This is a genomic window from Actinomyces sp. (assembly GCF_030524025.1).
Classification (GTDB): domain Bacteria; phylum Actinomycetota; class Actinomycetes; order Actinomycetales; family Actinomycetaceae; genus Actinomyces.
Genome location: NZ_JAUNHI010000041.1, coordinates 1 through 19,210 on the forward strand (window position 1 = coordinate 1; position 19,210 = coordinate 19,210).

Below are 19,210 nucleotides of genomic sequence, written 5' to 3' on the forward strand. Positions count from 1 at the left end.
CAGTCGGGCCGGGCGGGGCGCGGAGCCCCGGCCCGAGCCGTTCGCCGCTGTGGCTGAGGGGCGGGCCGAGGCGCGGGCCGACGAACGGTGACGGGACGATGCCCGGTCCCCGCCCGCCCGGCCCGACTGGGCCGGCCGGCGCTCCGGCCGGGCCGATCCGCCGGCCGGACCTCCTGCGGCGCCGGACGGGCCCTGGCGTCGAGGCGAGCCGGCCGAGGCAGAGCGGGAGCCCCGCCCCGGGCGTCCGGCGCCGCCGCGGCCCACGGAGGAGGCTCCCGAGGTATGCCCACCCCGGGCGGATCCCCCGCCGGAGCGCGCCGCCGGGCGTCCGCCCGCACCGCGGCGCCCCTTGCGGCCGCCGCCCCCCTTGCGTCCTTGTGCCATGGCCCCGACTGTACCGGCGCAGGGGCGCGCAGCCTGTCAGCACCGCGCGGTGCCGCCCCTGCCGCGGCGAGCCGGCCAACGTGGGCTCAGGGCAGGGCGAAGCTCTGCCCGCCGTCCAAAGAGACGATGAGGCCGTCGGCCTCCAGGGTGGCCAGTGCCCGCTCGGGCTGACCGGGGTCGCCGCCGCCGGCCGCTCGCGCACCGGCCCCGGCCGCCGCGGCCAGCAGCTCGGCGCGCGTCAGGGCCCGTCCCGGGTCGGCGTTCCGCAGCCGGGCCATGACCATCCCCCGGGCCTGCCGGTCGGTCCCGTGCCAGGCCTGCACGCGCCGACGCTCGGCGTGGGCGTCGGCCGGTCGGCCCACCGCGACCCAGGCGCAGCCCGGCTGCCAGGGGCACTGCGGGCAGCGCGGGTCCTTGGCCGTGCACACCAGCGCCCCGAGCTCCATGACGGCCATCGACCAGCGTGCCGCCCGGGCATCGTCCCGGGGCAGGACGGCCTCGGCCCGGTGGCGCTCGGCGCGCCCCAGCGAGGGCGCGGGCAGCGCCTGCCCGCCGACCGCTCGCGCCAGGACCCGGCGGACGTTCGTGTCCAGTGTCAACGCCCGACGCCCGTAGGCGAAGGCCATGACCGCCCCCGCTGTGTAGTGGCCGACCCCCGGCAGCGCGAGCAGCTCGTCGAAGTCGGCGGGCAGCCGACCTCCGTGGCGCGCGACGACGGCGCGGGCGCACTCGATGAGCCGCAGCGCCCGGCGGGGGTAGCCCAGGTTGCCCCACAGCCGCAGCACCTCCCCGGTGTCGGCCTCAGCCAGGTCGGCCGGGGTGGGCCAGCGCGCCATCCACTGCTGCCACAGCGGGGCGACGCGGGCCACCGGTGTCTGTTGGCTCATCACCTCCGAGACGAGCACGCCCCACGGCGAGGTGTCCCGGTGCCGCCAGGGCAGGTCGCGTCGGTGCTCGTCGAACCAAGCCTCGAGTGCGGCGCTGTCAGGCGCCGTCACGTCACCGGCGCGCTGCTCCTGGCCCGGGCGGGCCCTCATGGCACTGCGAGCCATCGCCGCCCCGGACTCACAGGTCGAGGAGCATGCGCGTGTTGCCCAGGGTGTTGGGCTTGACCCGGGCGAGGTCGAGGAACTCGGCGATCCCGTCGTCATGGCTGCGCAGCATTTCGTAGTAGGTGTCCGTTCCCACCGGGGTGCCCTCGATCTCCCTAAAGCCGTTGGCGCTGAAGAAGGCCACCTCGAAGGTCAGGCAGAACACCCGGCTCAGCCCCAACGACCTGGCCCGTTCGAGCAGCTCGGTGAGCACCGCCTGCCCCACGCCCCGACGGCGGTACTCCTGGCGCACCGCCAGGGTGCGGACCTCGGCGATGTCATCCCACATGACGTGCAGGGCGCCGCAGCCGATCAGCTCGCCGGTGGCGCCGGTCTGGTGGGAGCCGGAGCCCTCGGCCACCGTGAACTCCTGGATGTCCTCGAAGTAGGTGATGAGGTCCTTGCCGATGAGGATGTGCTTGTCAGCGTAGGGGCGCACGATCTCCGCGATGGCCCGGGCGTCGGCCGGGCGGGCGCGGCGCAGCACGGTGCGGAAGCCCTCCGTGCCGTCCGCCAGTGCCACGCGCGGACCGCCCCGGGTCACTGCCGCGGGAGTCGGCTCCGGCACCCGGCGCTCGGGCGCCGGTCGGTCGATGTCCCCGGTCATGGGACCTCCTTCTGCAGGGCCAGGGCGAGCACCGCGCGGGCCGTGGCGTCGTCGATGACCAGGTCGGTCGCGACGCGGGCACGCAGGGCCGCCAAGCAGGCCCGAGCCTTCCACGTGCCCGCCACGACGCACAACCTGCGCGGCACCCGCGCCAGCTGGACCGGCGTGGGGCCGGTGGCACGGGCGTTGAGGTCGACGTCGGCCCAGGTGCCGTCCTCGCGCAGCAGGACGGTGCACACGTCCCCCACCACCCCTTCGCGCCTGGCGACCTCCATGTCGGCCCGTGTGAGATGGCCGCCCTGGTAGACCAGCGAGGGCAGGGGGCCGTCGACGGCGCCGACCCCGAAGACGGCCAGGCGCGCGCGGGCGGCCACTCCCAGCACCCGCCTGATCGACCGCTCCGACCACATCGCCTCGCGCGCCCCCACCTGGTCGAAGAAGGCCGGCACCGGGAAACCGATCGTGCGCGCCCCCAGGGCCTGGCCCATTCCTGCGAGCATCTGTCCTGCCGAGGGCCCTTCGTGCAGGGGGTCGGAGGCGCCATTGAGCTGGACGACCGTCAGGCCCGGCACCCGGCGCACCGGCAGCGCCGCGACCACCTCGCTCATCGTGGCGCCCCAGGCCACACCGACGACCAGGGGCTCGACGGCGCCGAGAGCTCCGGAACGGCCCTCCTTCTGGGCGGCCAGCCCCGAGACGACCTCGACCATCCGCGCCGCCGCCACCGCGGCGACCTGCTGGAGCCGGTGGACCTCGGTGGTGCCCTCCCGCACCGGGACGATCTGGGCCCGCACGCCCAGCTCGGCGGCGAAGCGGGCCTCCAGGCTGCCCGCCCCCCAGGGGGCGACGAGCTCGATGCGCACGATGCCCTCATCCCGGGCACGCGCCAGCAGCCGGGAGACCGTCGAGCGCGAGCAGCCCAGGTGCCGGGCGATGACCTCCATCGTCTCGGCCTGGACGTAGTACATCGATGCGGCCTCGTGTACCCGCCGCAGCTCGGAGCCGGACCTCTCGGGCCGGCTCAACCCCTCCGACGCCGTCGTCCCGCCCCGCCTGCCCGTGGTCATCCTTCCGCACCCCTCTCGACCGGCGTGCACGTTCGTGCACGCTGCTTGCTCATCGTCTCATATGACGCGGATGCTTGGTGCCGGGCCTGTCAGGGCCCCGACGACCGGGCAGCGCCGCCCGCACCACGAGCCGGCGAGCACCGGGCGCCAGACACCGGAGCACCCAGACCATGAGACGAGCCACGAGCCAGGCCACGAGACGAGGACCAACAGTCATGAGTCACCGCGAGGACAACGCCGAACCCGCCCCCCTCCCGGAGCCCACCGCGCTGACGAGCGCCCAGCGCGCTGCCGCCCTGGAGGCAATGAGCGCGTCCGAGGGCCTCGACGTGCTCGTCGTCGGCGGGGGCGTGACCGGGGCGGGCATCGCCCTGGACGCCGCCAGCCGGGGCCTGCGCACCGGCATCGTCGAGATGGGCGACTGGGCGGCGGGCACCTCCTCGTGGTCCTCCAAGCTCATCCACGGGGGGCTGCGCTACCTCTACCAGCTCGATTTCCCCCTCGTCCACGAGGCACTGACCGAGCGCGGACGGCTGCTGACCACCACCGCCCCCCACCTGGTCAAGGCTCAGCCCTTCCTGTGGCCGCTCAAGCACCACTACGAGCGCAGCTACTCGGCCGTCGGCGTGGGCATGTACGACGCCCTGGCGATCGCCGGGGCCCACGGCAAGCAGACCGTCCCGATCCAGAAGCACCTGGGCCGCGCCGGCACCCGGGCGCTGGCCCCCGCGCTCGACTCCTCCCGCCTGGCCGGCGCCATCCGCTTCTACGACGCCCGCGTCGACGACGCCCGCCTGGTCATCGACCTCGTGCGCACAGCCGTCGGCCTGGGCGCCCTGGCCGCCAGCCGGACCCGGGTGACCGACTACCTCAAGGACGCCCACGGCGCGGTCACCGGCGCGCGGGTCACCGACCTGGAGACCGGCGCCCAGCACGAGATCCGGGCCGCCGAGACGATCAACGCCACCGGCGTGTGGACCGAGCAGACCCAGGACCTGGCCACCAGCGAGGGCGGCCTCAAGGTCCTGGCCTCCAAGGGCATCCACATCGTCGTGCCCCGCCAGGCGATCGACGCCCAGACGGGCATCTTCCTGCGCACCGAGAAGTCGGTGCTGTTCATCATCCCCTGGCCACGCTACTGGGTCATCGGCACCACCGACACCCCGTGGACCCAGGACGTCTCCAAGCCGGTGGCCACCTCCGCCGACATCGACTACGTCCTGGAGCACGCCAACGAGGTGCTCACCCGCCCCATCCGCCGCGAGGACATCATCGGCACCTACGCCGGGCTGCGCCCCCTGCTCCAGCCCCAGCTCAAACCGGGGGCCGAGGCGGCCTCGACGAAGGTCTCCCGCGAGCACACGGTCACCCGCGTGGCCCCCGGCCTGACCGCCATCGCGGGCGGCAAGCTGACCACCTACCGGGTCATGGCGGTCGACGCCGTCGACCACGCCCTGGGCGAGGCCCGCGCCCACGCCCTGCCCTCGGCCACCGCCGACCTGCCCCTCGTGGGCGCCGCCCGCTACCACGCCGAGGCGGCCCGCGCCGGGGAGGTCGCCCGGGAGCGCGGCTGGACCCTGGCACGGGTCACCCACCTGCTGGACCGCTACGGCGACGAGCTGCCCGAGCTCCTGGCGGCCATCGACGAGGCCGGCGCCGAGGCCGCCTGGGACAGGCCGCTGGCCAAGGCCCCCGACTTCCTGCGCGCCGAGGTCGCCTGGGCGGTCACCCACGAGGGCGCCGCCCACCTCGACGACGTCCTGCTGCGCCGGGTGCGCCTGGACATCGAGCACCGCGACCGCGGCCTGGCCGCCGCCGAGGAGGTCCTCGAGGTCATGGCCCCCCTGCTGGGGTGGACCGAGCAGGACGTGGCCGCCGAGCACGCCGCCTACGCGGCCCGGGTCGAGCAGATCGCCGCGGCCGAGACCGAGGGCACCGACGCCGCGGCCGTGGCGCATATCGAGCAGGCGATCTGACGACGCCCGGGCAGGAGGGTCCGCCTCCCGCCACCATCCCGACCAACCGCACACCATGTGCAGAAAGTGAGCCCAGATGACACTCACCCTGGGACAGATCTTCCTGTCCGAGCTCTTCGGAACGCTCATCCTCATTCTCGTGGGAGCCGGCGTGTGCGCCGCCGTCACCCTGCCCAAGTCCAAGGCGCAGGCCTCGGGCTGGATCGTCATCTCCTGGGGATGGGGCTTGGCGGTGTTCATGGGCGTCTACGCCGCCTACGCCACCGGCGCCCACCTCAACCCCGCGGTCACCCTGGGACTGGCGGCCGCCGGCCGTGACCTGGCCACCGACGTGCCGGCCTCGGCCACCAACATCGCGGTCTACCTCGTCGGACAGCTGGTCGGGGCCTTCCTCGGTGCAGTGGCCGCCTGGCTGGCCTACAAGAAGCACTTCGACGAGGAGGCGCCCGCTGAGGCCAAGCTCGGCTGCTTCTCGACCGCCCCGTCGATCCGCTCCTACGGCTGGAACCTCGTCACCGAGATCATCGCCACCTTCGTCCTGGTGGGCTGGGTCATCCAGTCGGGCAAGACGCCCTCCCAGCTCGGGCCGCTGGCCGTGGCCCTCGTCGTGGTCGGCATCGGCCTGGCCCTGGGCGGGCCCACCGGCTACGCCATCAACCCGGCCCGCGACCTGGGCCCGCGCCTGGCCCACGCGGTCCTGCCCATTCCGGGCAAGGGCGGCTCGGACTGGGCCTACGCCTGGGTGCCGGTGGTCGGCCCGATCATCGGCGGCGTGGCTGCCGGCCTCATCGTCCCGTCCATGGCAGGACTGTTCTGACAGCCGGCCACCTCCGGTCGGCGGTGCCCCGTGCGGGGCGCCCCGACCTCAGCCTCCGCTCCCCCACACCGTCACAATGACGTGAAAGGACTTCGAATGACCGACAAGACCTACGTGCTCGCCATCGACCAGGGCACCACCTCCTCGCGCGCCATCCTGTTCGACCACGGCGGCGAGATCGTCGCGGTCGACCAGAAGGAGCACGCCCAGATCCTGCCGCGGGCCGGCTGGGTCGAGCACGACGCCCTGGAGATCTGGCGCAACACCCGCGACGTCGTCGCCGGTGTCCTCTCGGCCGCCGAGGTCAACCGCCACGAGATCGCCGCGGTGGGCATCACCAACCAGCGCGAGAGCGTCGTCGTGTGGGACCGTACGACCGGCGAGCCGGTGCACAACGTCATCGTCTGGCAGGACACCCGCACCCAGAAGATCTGCGACCGGCTGGCGGCCTCGGCACCGGGGGCCAGCGCCGAGGCTCCCGACTACGACCGATACAAGGACCGGGTGGGCCTGGGCCTGGCGACCTACTTCGCGGGGCCGAAGGTCGCCTGGATCCTGGAGAACGTCGAGGGGGCCCGCGAGCGCGCCGAGGCCGGCGACCTGCTCCTGGGCACGATGGACACCTGGGTGCTGTGGAACATGACCGGCGGGGTCGACGGCGGGGTGCACGCCACCGACGTCACCAACGCCAGCCGCACGATGCTCATGAATATCGACACCCTGGACTGGAACGCCGAGATCTGCGCCGACATGGGCATCCCCGTCTCAATGCTCCCGGAGATCAAGCCCTCCTCCGGGGTGTTCGGGTACGGGCGCAAGAACGGGCTGCTCGTCGACACCCCGATCTCGGGGATCCTGGGCGACCAGCAGGCGGCGACCTTCGGCCAGGCCTGCTTCGAGGTCGGCCAGGCCAAGAACACCTACGGCACCGGCTGCTTCATGCTCATGAACACCGGCACCACCCCCGTGCGCTCGGCCAACGGCCTGCTGACCACGGTCGCCTACCAGATCGGCGACGCCCCGGCGGTCTACGCACTGGAGGGCTCGATCGCCGTGGCCGGGTCCCTCGTGCAGTGGCTGCGCGACAACCTGGGCCTCATCACCGAGTCCAAGGACGTCGAGGAGCTGGCGCGCTCGGTGGAGGACAACGGCGGGGCCTACTTCGTGCCGGCCTTCTCCGGCCTGTTCGCCCCCTACTGGCGGCCCGACGCCCGCGGTGCGCTTGTGGGCCTGACCCGCTACGTCAACAAGGGGCACATCGCCCGGGCCGTCGAGGAGTCCACCGCCTTCCAGACCCGTGAGGTCCTCGAGGCGATGAACCGTGACGCGGCCGCCTCGGGCTCCCCGGGCGCGACCCTGACCGAGCTCAAGGTCGACGGCGGCATGACCCGCGACGAGCTGCTCATGCAGTTCCAGGCCGACCAGGTCGGGGTTCCCGTCGTCCGCCCCCGGGTGGCCGAGACCACGGCCCTGGGGGCCGCCTACGCCGCCGGCATCGCCGTGGGCTTCTGGTCGGGCACCCAGGACGTCGTCGACAACTGGGCGGAGGGCAAGCGCTGGCTGCCGCAGATGGACGACGCAGAGCGCGAGCGGCTCTTCCGCAACTGGAAGAAGGCCGTGACCCGCACCCTGGACTGGGTCGACGAGGACGTCGTCGAGTAACGCCGGCACTTACCGGCACGGGCCGGGAGCCGGAGCGCCACTCAGGGCGCCCCGGCTCCCGGCCTTCTGCCGCCCATCCCGCGCCGCTCCGGCGGGCCTGCCGCGCGGCCTCCAGCTCGTGCCACTGGATGGTGGGGGTCAGGCCCGACAGGACGTTGTCGGCTACGAGGCCGAGCATGATGACCGGGTCCTTGGCGGCGCCGAACTGCGGGGCGTAGGCCAGCTCGAGCTCGGCGAGCTCGGGGGCGGTCAGCCCGCCGCGGATGGCGGTGGCCACGACGTCAATGCGCTTGTCCACCCCGGCCTCACCCAGGCCCTGAGCCCCCAGGATCCGCCCCGTGCCGGCCTCGATCACGAGCTTGAGGCTCATCGGGCGGGGTCCGGGGTAGTACGTGGCGTGGTCGGCCGGGTGGGTGTGGGTGACCGCGATGTCCAGCCCTGCGGACCGGGCCCGCGCTCGGGCACGATAGGCCCGTGACCGCCAACGACGCCCTCACCACCGTCCCGCCCCACCTCTCAGCCCTGGCGCCGCCCTACGACCGCCGGCTCCTGACCACCGGGATCGTCCACATCGGCGTCGGCGGCTTCCACCGCGCCCACCAGGCCATGTACCTCGACCGCCTCATGCGCGACGGCCTCGCGATGGACTGGGGCGTGTGCGGCGTCGGACTCCTGCCCGCCGACGCCCGGATGCGCGACGCGCTGGCCGGCCAGGACCACACCTACAGCCTGACCCTCAAGCACCCCGGCGGCCGGCGCGAGACCAGCGTCATCGGCTCGCTCCGCGCCTACCTGTTCGCCCCGGAGGACCCCACAGCCGTGCTGGCGGTCATGAGCGACCCGGCCACCCGCATCGTCTCCCTGACCATCACCGAGGGCGGCTACCAGGTCGACGACGACACCGGCACCTTCCGCACCGACTCCCCCGGCGCCCTCCACGACGCCGCCCACCCGGACCGGCCCACCACCGCCTTCGGCTACATCGTCGCGGCGCTGCGCCGTCGTCGCGACGCCGGGATCCCGCCCTTCACCGTCATGAGCTGCGACAACCTGCCCGGAAACGGCCGGGTGGCGCGCACCGCGGTCGTCACCCAGGCGGCCATGAGCGACCCGGAGATGGCGGCCTGGATCGAGGAGCAGGTCGCCTTCCCCAACAGCATGGTGGACCGCATCACGCCGGTCACCACCCTCGCCGACGTCGAGGAGCTCGCCGCCGCAGGCATCGACGACGCCTGGCCGGTGACTTGCGAGCCCTTCACCCAGTGGGTGCTCGAGGACGACTTCCCCGCCGGGCGCCCGCCCTTGGAGCGGGCTGGCGTCCAGATGGTTGAGGACGTCGTGCCCTACGAGCTCATCAAGCTGCGTCTGCTCAATGCCTCCCACCAGGGTCTGGCCCACTGGGGGCGGCTGCTGGGCATCCGCTACGCTCACGAGGCGGCCACCGACCCGGACATCGCCGCGTGGGTGCGGGCCTACCTGGAGCGCGAGGCTCTGCCCCGCCTGCGTCCGGTGCCCGGCATCGACCTGGGGCAGTATGTCGACACCCTGGCCGAGCGCTTCGCCAATGAGGCGATCGCCGACACGCTGGCGCGCCTGGCCCAGGACGCCTCGAGCCGCATGCCCAAGTTCGTGCTGCCCACCGTGCGCGACAACCTCGCCACCGGCGGACCGGTACGCCTGGGGGCGGCCATGGTGGCCGCCTGGGCCCTGGGCGATGAGGGCGTGGACGAGCTCGGCGAGCCCATCCCCGTCGACGACCCCGCCGGTGCCGGACTGCTCGAGCGGGCGGCCCGGCAGCGGGAGGAGCCGGGCGCCTTCGTCGGCGACCAGTCCGTCTTCGGGGACCTGGCCGATGACCAGCGCTTCACTGAGGTCTTCGTCGCCGAGCTGACGGCGCTGCGCACCCAGGGCGCCCGGACGCGGATGCGCGCCCTGGTCGCCGGCGGGTGAACGGGGACCGCTGAGCGGGAGCCGGCGACCGGGGGCCGGGCTGGGCCAGCGCCGGCGGCCCGGAGGCGCCGGACCTGGCCGGTGCGCCTACTCTTGGTTCCCGTGAGTGCGCGCGTCATCCTGCTGACCGGCCCGTCGGGGTCGGGCAAGACCTCTCTCCTGCGCGCGGTCGGGGCGCAGCGCCTCAAGCTCGACGACTTCTACCGCGACGGTGACGAGCCGGGGATGCCGCTGCTGGACGGCTCGGTCTCCGGCGCCCAGGGCGCCTCACGGGATGAGGCGATGGGGGCGATCGACTGGGACGACCCGCGGGCCTGGGACGCCCAGCGCGCCATGGCCGCCATCACCGAGCTGTGCGCCCACGGCACCGCACAGGTGCCGATCTACTCCATCCCGGACAACGCGACCCGGGGCAGCACCCGGCTCGACATCGGCACCGCGCCTGCCTTCGTCGCCGAGGGCGTCTTCGCCGCCGAGCTCATCGAGAGCTGCCGGGCCGCCGGCGTGCTCGCCGACGCCCTGGTACTCCGCCGCCCGCGCCTCCAGACCTGGTGGTTCCGGCTGCGGCGAGACCTGGCCGAGCGCCGCAAACCCATCCATGTCCTGCTCACCCGCGGCCTGCGGCTGTCCCGCCAGGAGCCCGCCGCCATCGCCGGCTGGAGGGCCCAGGGCTGCCGCGCCGTCGGCCGGGCCGAGTGCGCCCGGATCATCGCTGCGCATATCGCCCCCTCCTCCGCGCCGTCCTGAGCCGGCGCCGGCCCGCGGCCTCGAGCACGTCGGCGAGCCCGAGAACGCCGGTTGACGCGGCGTCGTCGGGCTCGCCATGACGTGTGGGGCGGCCGCTCATGTGGGGCGGCCGGCGCCCACCACCTCCAGGCTCTGGGCACGCCGGTCGGCCGACGGCGTCGGCTCGGCCTCCTCCACCCACTGGGCCAGCACCTGGTCGGCCCGCGAGCGCGACCGGTGCGCGAGCCGAGCCAGTACCCGGCCTGGTCCCCGGCGATGGCCGCCACGACGCACACCGTGACGACCTGCCACAGCTCCAGGCCCACAGAGGCGTGCACGATCGCCGCGGTGACCAGCAGCGAGTCCCCAGGCAGGAAGGGAAAGAGCACCCCCGACTCGATGAAGACGATGACCCCCATGCCGATGAGGACCCACGGCCCCAGGGCGGTCAGGAGGGCTCCGGCGTCGGAGACCGTTCCGATCAGGCCGCCGATCCAGCTGATGATGTCGACGCAGTGCTCCTTCCCTTGGCACCCCGGTCGGGTGCTCACTGCCGCAAGCCTGGGCGCAGGCTCTGTGGGGCCCCTGTGATGAGGTGATGAGGAGCCGTAGACCCGCCTCCTCCTTCTCCTCCCTCCCCCTGCGCCGTGACCGGGACTCATGACACCTCGAGATCGGTACAAACGGCACGGCGTGTGGCACAAGTACCGATCTCACGGTGCTATGAGTCCCGATCTGGCCGGCCGTCCCCCGGCCACCCAGGGCTCAGGAACGCTTGACCAGCGGGAAGGCGATCGTCTCGCGGATCCCCTGGCCGGTCAGGACCATGAGGAGCCGGTCGATGCCCATGCCCATGCCGCCGCAGGGCGGGAAGCCCTGCTCCATGGCGACCAGGAAGTCCTCGTCGATGACCATGGCCTCGGGGTCGCCGTTGGCGGCCGCCAGCGCCTGGGCCTCGAAGCGCTCGCGCTGAACCACCGGGTCGGCGAGCTCGGAGTAGGCGGTGGCGGTCTCCATGCCGCGCACGTACAGGTCCCACTTCTCGGTCAGGCCCGGGCTGGAGCGGTGGTAGCGGGTCAGGGGCGAGGTGTCCTCGGGGAAGTCGTAGACGAAGGTGGGCGCCCACAACCGGTCCCCGACCGTGACCTCGAAGATGTCCTCAACGATCTTGCCCGGCACGGCGTAGTCGTCGACCTCCAGGCCGAGCCCCTCCGCCAGGGACACGAGCCGCTCGCGCGGCGTGTCCACCGTGATCTCCTCGCCGACGGCCTGCGAGACCGAGGTGTACAGGTCGATCGTCTCCCACTGCCCCGACAGGTCGTACTCGGTGCCGTCGGCCAGGGTGACGACCTCTCCCCCCTCGGGCAGGTCGAAGGCGTCGCGGGCGGCCTGCTGGATGAGGTCGCGGGTCAGGGCAGCCATGCCGTCGTAGTCGGAGTAGGCCTCGTAGGCCTCCAGGGCGGCGAACTCCGGGGAGTGGGAGGAGTCCATGCCCTCGTTGCGGAAGTTACGGTTGATCTCGAAGACCCGCTCGACGCCGCCGACCACCGCCCGCTTGAGGTAGATCTCGGTGGCGATGCGCAGGTAGAGCTCGGTGTCGAGCGCGTTCATATGCGTGGTGAAGGGGCGCGCCGAGGCCCCGCCGTGGACGACCTGAAGCATCGGGGTCTCGAGCTCGAGGTAGTCGCGGCGGTGGAAGTTCTCCCGCAGGGAGCGCACGACGGCGGCTCGGGTGCGGATCATGTCGCGGGCCGCGGGCCGGGTGAGCAGGTCGAGCTCGCGGCGCCGCACCCGCTGCTCCTCGGACAGGGTGACCGCCTCGCCCGCCTCATTCGTCCAGGTCTTGGGCAGGGGCCGCAGGGCCTTGGAGGCGATGCGCCAGGCGGGGAGCTCGAGGTCGTCGTCTCCGAGCTCGGGCAGGTCGGCGGCATCGCGGTCCGCGCGCAGGACCGGCTCGGCGAACACTGACAGCTCGCCGCGCCTGGAGGCGCCCACCTGCCCGTGGACGAAGAGGTGGTCGCCGAGGTCAACATCGGTCTTGAAGGCGGCCAGGGAGCTGTGGCCCTGCCCGGGCAGCGCCTTGGCCGAGAGCATCGCCTGGAGGGTGGTGCCCGCACCGTCCTGCAGGGTGACGAAGCACAGCTTGCCGGTGTTGCGCAGGAAGACCACCCGTCCGGCCACGCCCACCACCGCCTCCTCGGCGCCCGCCCCGGTCTCGACGGCCATCGTGCCCGCCGGCAGGTCGCCGAAGCGCTGACGGACCGCCGCGATGGTCGTCGTGATCGGCAGCTGCACCGGGTAGGGGTCCCAGCCCTCGGCGCGCAGGCGCTCGCGCTTGCCCGCGCGGATCTCGAACTGCTCACCGGGTCCCGGGTCCTGCTTGGCCTGGGACGGACGGGAGCCCTCGGTGGTCTGGGGGGCGGGGGTCTGGCTGCTGGGGGCGTGTGTCACGCGCGCGAGTCTAAACCGCGGCCGCCGCAGGCCGCCGCGGGCCGGGCCGGCCGGGCTCGCCGGGAGGTCGACGCCCCACGCGGACCGGGCGCGAGAGACGGCATTGGCGCCAGCCGGCGGAGGTGCTCCACAGGCGCGGTTCGCGACCGCCTTGTCCACAGGGCTCGGCCGGCTCACCTGCGCCAGCGCCGCCGAGGTCCTGGGACTGCCACTGCGGACTGGTGACCAAGGAGGAGGTCGCGGATCTACTGCGGGGGCGTCGAACGGTCCGGGCGCGCGAGCGGCTGGCCAAGAGCGCCCGGGCCAGCGTGACGAGAACGGCCGTGTCCTGCTGTCTGCGGGCGCTGTCCGTGCTCGTGTTGAGGGCGGTGGAGGAGTACCGCGGGGCCGAGCGTCCGCCAGGTGTCGAGGCACAGGTGCCGGGCGATGCCCCTCAGCGCCCCCGCGCCTCCGCGAAGCTGAGTCCGGAGGGGCGCAGCCCGTGCACCGCCTCGGTGTCATCCGGCAGCCCGCCGGGCTCAGTGCCCCGCTCGACGATCCGGTTGTCCGCGTCGACGAAGACGACATGGGGCAGGTAGGTGCGGGCCTCGGCGTCGGACATCTGGCCGTAGGCGATGAGGATGACGAGGTCGCCGGGGCTGACAAGGTGCGCGGCCGCGCCATTGACGCAGATCTGGCCCGAGCCCCGTTCTCCGGCGATGACGTAGGTGGTCAGCCTGTTGCCGTTCGTGCAGTCGCAGATGTCGACCTGCTCCCCCGGCAGGAGGTCGGCGGCATCGAGCAGGTCGGCGTCCACGGTCACCGAGCCGACGTAGTCGAGGTCGGCATCGGTCACGGTGGCGCGGTGGATCTTGGACGTCATCATCGTCCTCAGTCGGTTGCTCATCACCGCAAGGCTAGATGATGGATTCCCAGGGGCGGGCCGGGTGACCCCGGTCCTGGGGCCGACGTCACGAGTCCGGGGCCGACGTCACAAGTCCGGGACCCTCCCCCTCGCCGAGATCGGGACATATGACACCTCGAGGTGCCATATGTCCCGATCGCGCGGTTCGCCGAGCACCGCCACGACGCGTGCCGGCAAGCGGTCACTGGGGAGGCTCGAGCAGGATGTTGTCGATGAGGCGGGTCGTGCCGACCCTGGCGGCCACGGCCAGCAGCGCCTGGACGGGGCCGGCCGGCACCTCGCCCGCCGTTGTCGGATCCGGCGCCGGGCCTCGGGCGGACGGCGCAGCCGCGGTGGTGCCCTCCGTGTCCGGGGCCTGTCCGGCGGCCGCCTCATCCAGCCTGCGCGGCTGGGTCATCCGAGGCGCCGGGGGCAGGCCCAGGCCCGCGCCGGCCAGGTCGACGAAGGTGTCGGGGTCGACCACCGCGGCGTAGTCGACCTCGACGCCCGGAGCAGCGGTGAGAACTTCCAGCGCGGCCCGGCGCGCCGCCGCCGGGTCGGCGCCCTGGCGGGCGGCGTGGGCGCCGGCGGCCAGGGCGCGCCAGAGCGCCAGGGCCTGCTCGCGCTCGACGGGGCTGAGGTAGGCGTTGCGCGAGCTCATGGCCAGCCCGTCGTCCTCGCGCCGGATGTCGACCGGGACGATCTCGACCGGCACGGCCAGGTCGCGCACCATGGCGCGCACGATGGCCAGCTGCTGGGCGTCCTTGCGCCCGAACAACGCCCAGCGCGGGGCCGTCAGGTGCAGGAGGGTGAGGACGACCTGGCACACCCCGGCGAAGTGCGTGGGTCGTACCGCGCCCTCGAGGACGCTCGCCATGGGGCCGGGGTCGATACGCACCGCCGGCTCCCCATCGGGGTAGATGACCTCCGGGGTGGGGGCGAAGACGAGCAGCCTGCCCACCGGCGGCCCTCCACCCGCGAGCGCCCCGGCCAGCGCCTCGACATCGGCGGCCAGGGTGCGGGGGTAGGCCTCGAGGTCCTCCCCCGCCGCGAACTGGAGGGGGTTGACGAAGATGGTCACGACCACCGTCCCCTGTGGGCCTGCCAGGCGCGCCGCCTCGACGACGAGGTCGAGGTGGCCCTGGTGGAGGGCCCCCATCGTCATGACGACGGCGCGCAGGCTCCTGTCCCCGGCCAGGGCGTCTTCCAGCTCGGTGCGGGTGCGGGCCAGGGCGACGACGGGGCCGCCGGTGGTTTCGGGATCAACGCTCATGCGCCACACGCTATCCCCGCGGCGCCCCGTCGGCAGTCCCGCCCTCGTCCTGGCCCACCGCGGCGCGCAGGGCGTCGGCCTGTGACGGGGTGAGCCGCCCCGTGGACTCCTGTCGGGCGATGGTCGCGGCGGCCAGCGTCCGGTAGGTCTCCCACACGTCGGTAAGCGGCCGGTCCTGGGCGTCGCGGGCGGCGCTGATTGCCGCCAGGTGCGCGCTGAGCGTGCCGGCGTCGCCGCGGACCACTGGTCCGGTCAGGGCGGCGTCGGGGCCCTCGTGGAGGGCCCGGTCGAGGGCCGCGGTGAGCAGGGGGCCGAGGGTCGCAGCGCCGTCCTCGACGCCGGCGGCGCCGAGCAGCCGAACCGCCTGACCGACGAGTGTCACGAGGTGGTTGGCGCCGTGGGCCAGGGCGGCGTGGTAGGCGGGACGCGCCTGCTCGTCGAGCACGAAGGGCTCGCCGCCGAGCTCGACCGCCAGTGCCTGGGCGATGGGGAGCACAGGGCCCGGGGCGGTGACCGCCATGGGGCAGCCCGTCAGGCGCACGAGGTCGACCGACCAGCCGGAGAAGGTCATGGCGGGGTGGATGGCCAACGGGATGGCGCCGCAGCGGCGGGCCGGTTCCAGGACACCTGTGCCGTAACGGCCCGAGGTGTGCACGACGAGCTGTCCGGGCTGCCAGCGGCCCAGGTCGGCCAGCCCCTGGACCAGGGGGCTCAGCGCGTCATCGGGTACGGCCAGGAGCACGAGCTCGGCGCGCTCGACGATCTCGTCGATCTCCAGGACCGGGACGCCCGCCAGCAGGATCTCGGCGCGTTCCCGGGATGCCTCGGACACGGCGTGGACTCCGACGACTTGGTGCCCGGCGGCACGCAGCGCCGACCCCAGCACCGCCCCCACGCGCCCGGCCGAGATGATGCCCACGCCCAGGCGCCCGCTGGGGCGGCGAGCGGTTCCGGCGCGGTCCCCCGGCACTCCGCCCGGAACGCTCCCCACGCCGGGGTCAGTCCCCGCGCCGGGGACACGCCCCGCGCCCGCGGCGTTCTCCGCCGCGGCGCCACTGCCCCCACCCGGGCCGCCGCCGGGCATGGGATCCTGGCTGGACAGGTCACTTGTGGCGCTCATGCCGGCATGGTCTCATGCGGCACCGGACTGCTCGTGGCCCGGGCGAGCCACCGGTCGAGCTTTTCCTCCGTGCGGCGACGCAGGGCGCGCTCGGCGATGACATCGGCCAGGGCGGCGGCGTCCTCCTGGCTGAGGCTGGCCACGGCAGTGTTTTCCTGGAGCGTCACCATGTCGAGCCTCAGCTTGGCCAGGCCGAACCGGCGCGCCAGTGGCCCGGCGGAGGTGCGCAGGGACTGGATGCGCTCGTAGGGGATGACGCTCGTGCGCAGCGACCAGCGCCCCTGGCGGATGATGACGCAGGTGTCGGTGAGCATGACGCCCGTGCGCCGCCAGGCCAGGGGGGAGAAGATGCGCGCCCGGCGGGGCGGGCCGACGAATCCCCGCCTCGGGTCGTCGACGGGGAGCGGTCCCGGGGCCTCGGCCTTGTCCCTTCCGGTGCCGGACAGTGCCTCGGTCAGAACGGCGTCGGGGTCGGGGACACCGAGGTCGGGCACGACGAGCCACAGCGCCCGCAGGGCGGTCTCCCGCTCCCCCACCGGCAGCAGGACGTTGCCCACGTCGAGTGAGATCGACCCCGAGGAGGAGGACTCGAGCTCGTTGCGCCCGGCGACCGTGGCCTCGGCCCGCCACCAGTCCTTGCCCGCCCACAGCAGAGGCCTGGTCAGGAGGACGGCGTGGACCCGGCCCGGGGGCAGGGTCACGGAGGCCTCGGAGGTCAGGCCGTAGCGCAGACGGATCCCGGCCGGGGTCGCGGCCGCACGGAACCCCCATGAGCCGTTGAAGCGGGACCACCCGATGCCAAGGAGGGCCAGCGGGCCCGCCAGCGCGGAAAGCACGGCGGTGAGGGTGGCAGTCCCGTCAAGACCCCCCTCTCCTGTCACGATGCTGACGATGACGCCGACGGCGAAGACCAGGACCAGGCCCACCGAGAGCACGACGCTGAAGGAGCGCAGCATCGACCCCAGGACCACGGGCACCTTGACCGCATAGAGCGGGTGCTCCTCGGTCTCAAGGCTCCGCAGGCGCTGGCCGGCGACTGCGTCCTCGAAGCCCAGCGGCGCCCGACGCACAGTGCCGGGCTCCGGCCGTTCTCCGGCCTCGTGGCCACCGGAGACATCACCGGGCACGGCTCCGGGGGCGCCGACGGCGGCCGGGCGCAGCCCACTGGTGGTCGGCCCGCTGGCCACGGGGCCGCCGGCGACTCCGGCCTCGCGCCCATCGGCCGGGGCGTCGAGCCGGGCCGCGGCGTCGTGCCCGGTCGGTGCCGGGCTCGACCGAGGGCCGTCGGTTGTGGCGTCGGCGAGTTCCGGCTCCCCGGCGAGGCCGTCCCCGGAACGGTCGTCCCGGGCCGTGGCCCCCGAGGCCAGGTCGAGGATGCGTTTGCGCAGGGCGGTCAGCTCGGCAGTGCGCATGTAGCCCAAGACGACCCGGGAGTCGCCACCGCCCGCGACCTCGACCGTCAGCTGGCCGAGCCCGAACACCCTGCCCAGCAGGGGGTGGACGATGTCCAGGGACTGGATGCGCGGCAGGCGCGCGATACGCAACTGCTTGAAAAAAATCCCCCAGCGCAGGTAGACCGCGTCGGCGCCCACCGCATAGGTGCGATGGCGCCAGTTGAGATACAGCACGACGCCGACCAGCACCAGCACTCCGAGGGTTCCTCCGACGGCGGCCAGAGCCACCGGCAGGGTGATCGTCGCCCCCTCCTCGCGGATCGCCTCCCACACCGACAAGAAGGCCTCGATGTTCTGGATCGTGGCGAAGGCGACGATCGCGGTGATCATCTTCCAACCGGTGAGGACCGGCGTGATGGGGTGCATCCGGCGCCACACGAGGTCGTCGGGGACGGCGATGCGCCCGGCAGCCGCACCCGGGCGCCCCCGGTCCGAGCCATCCGCCCGGTGGTCCTGGCCCGCGCTCACAGCCCGGCCATCCTGTCCTCGCCGCGCTCGGCCAGGATCTGGCGCAGGTGCTCGGCCTCCTCGGCGGGCAGGCCGTTGATCGTGGCATCGGTGCTGGCAGAGGCGGTGCGCAACTTGACCTCCGCGATACCCAGGCGCGCGGCGATCGGCCCCTGGGAGGTGTCGACCATCTGCATGCGCCCGTAGGGGATAACCGACAGTGAGCGGAACATGACGCCCTTGCGCCACAGCAGGTGGTCTTCGGCCAAGGCATAGCCCATGGCTCGGACCTGGCGTGGGACGAGCGCCATCTCCCACACGCCAGTGACCAGGACGAGGGCGGCGCCGATCCACATCCACGGGCTCCACAGCACGGCGGGGATGGCGAAACCGAGGAAAGCCATGGCGTTGCCGATCCCGATGCCGAGCAGCCGGGCGGTGGCCAGGCGCGGTGAGACCGGTTGGAAGTCGACGCCCGCGGGGGCGAATGGATCCGCGGTGCGCGACGCCACGGCACCGGCGACCTGGGAAGGGGTACTCAATCTATGCCTCCTGTCGTTGGTGGACACAGAGTCCCATGCGGGTGTGTGCCGCGCCTCCTCCTCACGGGGGAGCCGTGCTCAGTGAAGTCAGGCGGGCACCTCGTCCCCGGCTCCGGCGGCTCCCGGGTCGTCATCGTCGTCATCGGCGTCGATGGCGCACCAGTGCTCGACCAGCAGGCCGATCCCGCACCACAGGACGCAGGCCGCCAGGCAGGCGCCCGAGCTCCAGGCCAGGGAGGTCATCGCGGGGGCGGAGGGGGCGAGCAGGGCGGCGATGAGGCTGCCGGCGTAGATGCCACCGACTGTGGGGGCCACGATCGCGGAGGCCTGGGCGGCCGCCGCGGTGGCCGCCGCCCCGGTCGGGGTGATCCAGGTGGGTTGACGCTCCTTCATCCGCCGGACGGCGAGGCCGCCGATCAGGACGCCGACGGACACGAGCAGGGCGACCGCCGCGCCCCAGGGGGTGAGCGAGGGCACCCAGCCGCGGTGCCGCAGGGTGAGGTCGGCCGCGACCCAGGCCAGTGCGGTCGGCGCGACGAAGCACGCGAGGACGGTCGTCCAGCGCGTGCGTTGCATCACGACCCCTGGCCCTGGCGTCCGACGATGTCGTTCCAGTTCAGCTGCGACTTCCAGGGAGCGTCCTCGGCGGCTTCCGGGGCGCTCGAGGCGGCGGGCTGCTGGTCATACGCCGCCAGCTGCTGCTGGCTATACGACGGCACCGCGGGCTGCTCATAGGAGGGCGCAGCGGGCTGCTCGTACG

At 73.5% G+C, this 19,210-nt stretch carries 16 protein-coding genes and 1 pseudogene; 5 read left to right on the forward strand and 12 right to left on the reverse strand.

The window, feature by feature from the left end; genetic code table 11:
- Positions 1-470: 470 nt before the first annotated feature.
- Genes Q4C85_RS11000 through Q4C85_RS11010 form a run of 3 tightly spaced genes read right to left on the reverse strand, consistent with a single transcriptional unit; the run spans position 471 to position 3,050 of the window.
- A complete protein-coding gene (locus tag Q4C85_RS11000) occupies positions 471-1,421 on the reverse strand; it encodes an A/G-specific adenine glycosylase (RefSeq protein ID WP_303142071.1) in 951 nt (316 codons plus the stop codon).
- Positions 1,422-1,449: 28 nt separating this feature from the next.
- Complete coding sequence (locus tag Q4C85_RS11005; protein ID WP_303142072.1) at positions 1,450-2,082, reverse strand: amino-acid N-acetyltransferase; 633 nt, start codon at positions 2,080-2,082, stop codon at positions 1,450-1,452.
- The gene (locus tag Q4C85_RS11010; RefSeq protein WP_303142100.1) at positions 2,079-3,050 is read right to left on the reverse strand and encodes a sugar-binding transcriptional regulator; all 972 of its coding nucleotides are present in this window, start codon (positions 3,048-3,050) and stop codon (positions 2,079-2,081) included. Before Q4C85_RS11010 ends, Q4C85_RS11005 begins: the two co-directional genes overlap by 4 nt.
- Before the next feature lie 314 nt (positions 3,051-3,364).
- Between Q4C85_RS11010 and Q4C85_RS11015 the strand changes: the two genes are divergently transcribed.
- From Q4C85_RS11015 to glpK, 3 genes are all read left to right on the forward strand, one after another.
- Positions 3,365-5,125, forward strand: a complete 1,761-nt coding sequence (locus tag Q4C85_RS11015) for a glycerol-3-phosphate dehydrogenase/oxidase (RefSeq protein ID WP_303142075.1) — start codon at positions 3,365-3,367, stop codon at positions 5,123-5,125.
- A 76-nt stretch (positions 5,126-5,201) separates the two neighbouring features.
- The gene (locus Q4C85_RS11020) at positions 5,202-5,942 is read left to right on the forward strand and encodes an MIP/aquaporin family protein (protein ID WP_303142077.1); all 741 of its coding nucleotides are present in this window, start codon (positions 5,202-5,204) and stop codon (positions 5,940-5,942) included.
- A gap of 96 nt (positions 5,943-6,038) precedes the next feature.
- On the forward strand, positions 6,039-7,604 hold the full coding sequence (gene glpK, locus Q4C85_RS11025) for a glycerol kinase GlpK (protein ID WP_303142079.1): 1,566 nt from the start codon (positions 6,039-6,041) through the stop codon (positions 7,602-7,604).
- A gap of 211 nt (positions 7,605-7,815) precedes the next feature.
- Here the strand turns inward: glpK and Q4C85_RS11030 are convergent.
- A pseudogene (locus Q4C85_RS11030) lies at positions 7,816-8,049 on the reverse strand (CoA-disulfide reductase); the annotation flags it as partial.
- 29 nt (positions 8,050-8,078) lie between these two features.
- On the opposite strand from Q4C85_RS11030, the gene Q4C85_RS11035 reads away from it, so the two are divergent.
- Both Q4C85_RS11035 and Q4C85_RS11040 read left to right on the forward strand, forming a co-directional pair.
- Complete coding sequence (locus Q4C85_RS11035; RefSeq protein ID WP_303142080.1) at positions 8,079-9,554, forward strand: mannitol dehydrogenase family protein; 1,476 nt, start codon at positions 8,079-8,081, stop codon at positions 9,552-9,554.
- Positions 9,555-9,656: 102 nt separating this feature from the next.
- Positions 9,657-10,301 carry a uridine kinase gene (locus Q4C85_RS11040; protein WP_303142081.1) on the forward strand — a complete coding sequence of 215 codons (645 nt, stop codon included), beginning with the start codon at positions 9,657-9,659 and terminating at the stop codon, positions 10,299-10,301.
- 744 nt (positions 10,302-11,045) lie between these two features.
- Here the strand turns inward: Q4C85_RS11040 and Q4C85_RS11050 are convergent.
- The 8 genes from Q4C85_RS11050 to Q4C85_RS11085 form a co-directional block, all read right to left on the reverse strand.
- Positions 11,046-12,731: a lysine--tRNA ligase gene (locus Q4C85_RS11050; protein ID WP_303142084.1), complete on the reverse strand. Its 1,686-nt coding sequence runs from the start codon at positions 12,729-12,731 to the stop codon at positions 11,046-11,048.
- Positions 12,732-13,164: 433 nt separating this feature from the next.
- Positions 13,165-13,617, reverse strand: coding sequence for an aspartate 1-decarboxylase (panD, locus tag Q4C85_RS11055; protein WP_303142086.1), 453 nt, complete (start codon positions 13,615-13,617; stop codon positions 13,165-13,167).
- Between the two features lie 199 nt (positions 13,618-13,816).
- A complete protein-coding gene (panC, locus tag Q4C85_RS11060; protein WP_303142088.1) occupies positions 13,817-14,887 on the reverse strand; it encodes a pantoate--beta-alanine ligase in 1,071 nt (356 codons plus the stop codon).
- 10 nt (positions 14,888-14,897) lie between these two features.
- Positions 14,898-16,007 (reverse strand): Rossmann-like and DUF2520 domain-containing protein, encoded by a 1,110-nt coding sequence (locus tag Q4C85_RS11065; RefSeq protein ID WP_303142091.1) that lies wholly within the window; start codon positions 16,005-16,007, stop codon positions 14,898-14,900.
- On the reverse strand, positions 16,004-17,929 hold the full coding sequence (locus Q4C85_RS11070) for a PH domain-containing protein (RefSeq protein WP_303142092.1): 1,926 nt from the start codon (positions 17,927-17,929) through the stop codon (positions 16,004-16,006). Before Q4C85_RS11070 ends, Q4C85_RS11065 begins: the two co-directional genes overlap by 4 nt.
- Entirely contained in the window at positions 17,926-18,450 is a 525-nt protein-coding gene (locus tag Q4C85_RS11075) for a PH domain-containing protein (protein WP_303142094.1), read from the reverse strand. Before Q4C85_RS11075 ends, Q4C85_RS11070 begins: the two co-directional genes overlap by 4 nt.
- 87 nt (positions 18,451-18,537) lie before the next feature.
- Positions 18,538-19,026, reverse strand: coding sequence for a DUF3180 family protein (locus Q4C85_RS11080; protein ID WP_303142096.1), 489 nt, complete (start codon positions 19,024-19,026; stop codon positions 18,538-18,540).
- Positions 19,026-19,210 (reverse strand): hypothetical protein (locus Q4C85_RS11085; protein ID WP_303142098.1); only part of this gene is annotated, 185 nt, incomplete at its 5' end. The genes Q4C85_RS11080 and Q4C85_RS11085, both read right to left, overlap by 1 nt.

Coding starts and splice junctions, on each gene's coding strand:
- Q4C85_RS11000 (WP_303142071.1), bottom strand. CDS start 1,421: ATGAGGGCCCGCCCGGGCCAGGAGCAGCGCGCCGGTGACGTGACGGCG.
- Q4C85_RS11005 (WP_303142072.1), bottom strand. CDS start 2,082: ATGACCGGGGACATCGACCGACCGGCGCCCGAGCGCCGGGTGCCGGAG.
- Q4C85_RS11010 (WP_303142100.1), bottom strand. CDS start 3,050: ATGTACTACGTCCAGGCCGAGACGATGGAGGTCATCGCCCGGCACCTG.
- Q4C85_RS11015 (WP_303142075.1), top strand. CDS start 3,365: ATGAGTCACCGCGAGGACAACGCCGAACCCGCCCCCCTCCCGGAGCCC.
- Q4C85_RS11020 (WP_303142077.1), top strand. CDS start 5,202: ATGACACTCACCCTGGGACAGATCTTCCTGTCCGAGCTCTTCGGAACG.
- glpK (WP_303142079.1), top strand. CDS start 6,039: ATGACCGACAAGACCTACGTGCTCGCCATCGACCAGGGCACCACCTCC.
- panD (WP_303142086.1), bottom strand. CDS start 13,617: ATGAGCAACCGACTGAGGACGATGATGACGTCCAAGATCCACCGCGCC.
- panC (WP_303142088.1), bottom strand. CDS start 14,887: ATGAGCGTTGATCCCGAAACCACCGGCGGCCCCGTCGTCGCCCTGGCC.
- Q4C85_RS11065 (WP_303142091.1), bottom strand. CDS start 16,007: ATGAGCGCCACAAGTGACCTGTCCAGCCAGGATCCCATGCCCGGCGGC.
- Q4C85_RS11080 (WP_303142096.1), bottom strand. CDS start 19,026: ATGCAACGCACGCGCTGGACGACCGTCCTCGCGTGCTTCGTCGCGCCG.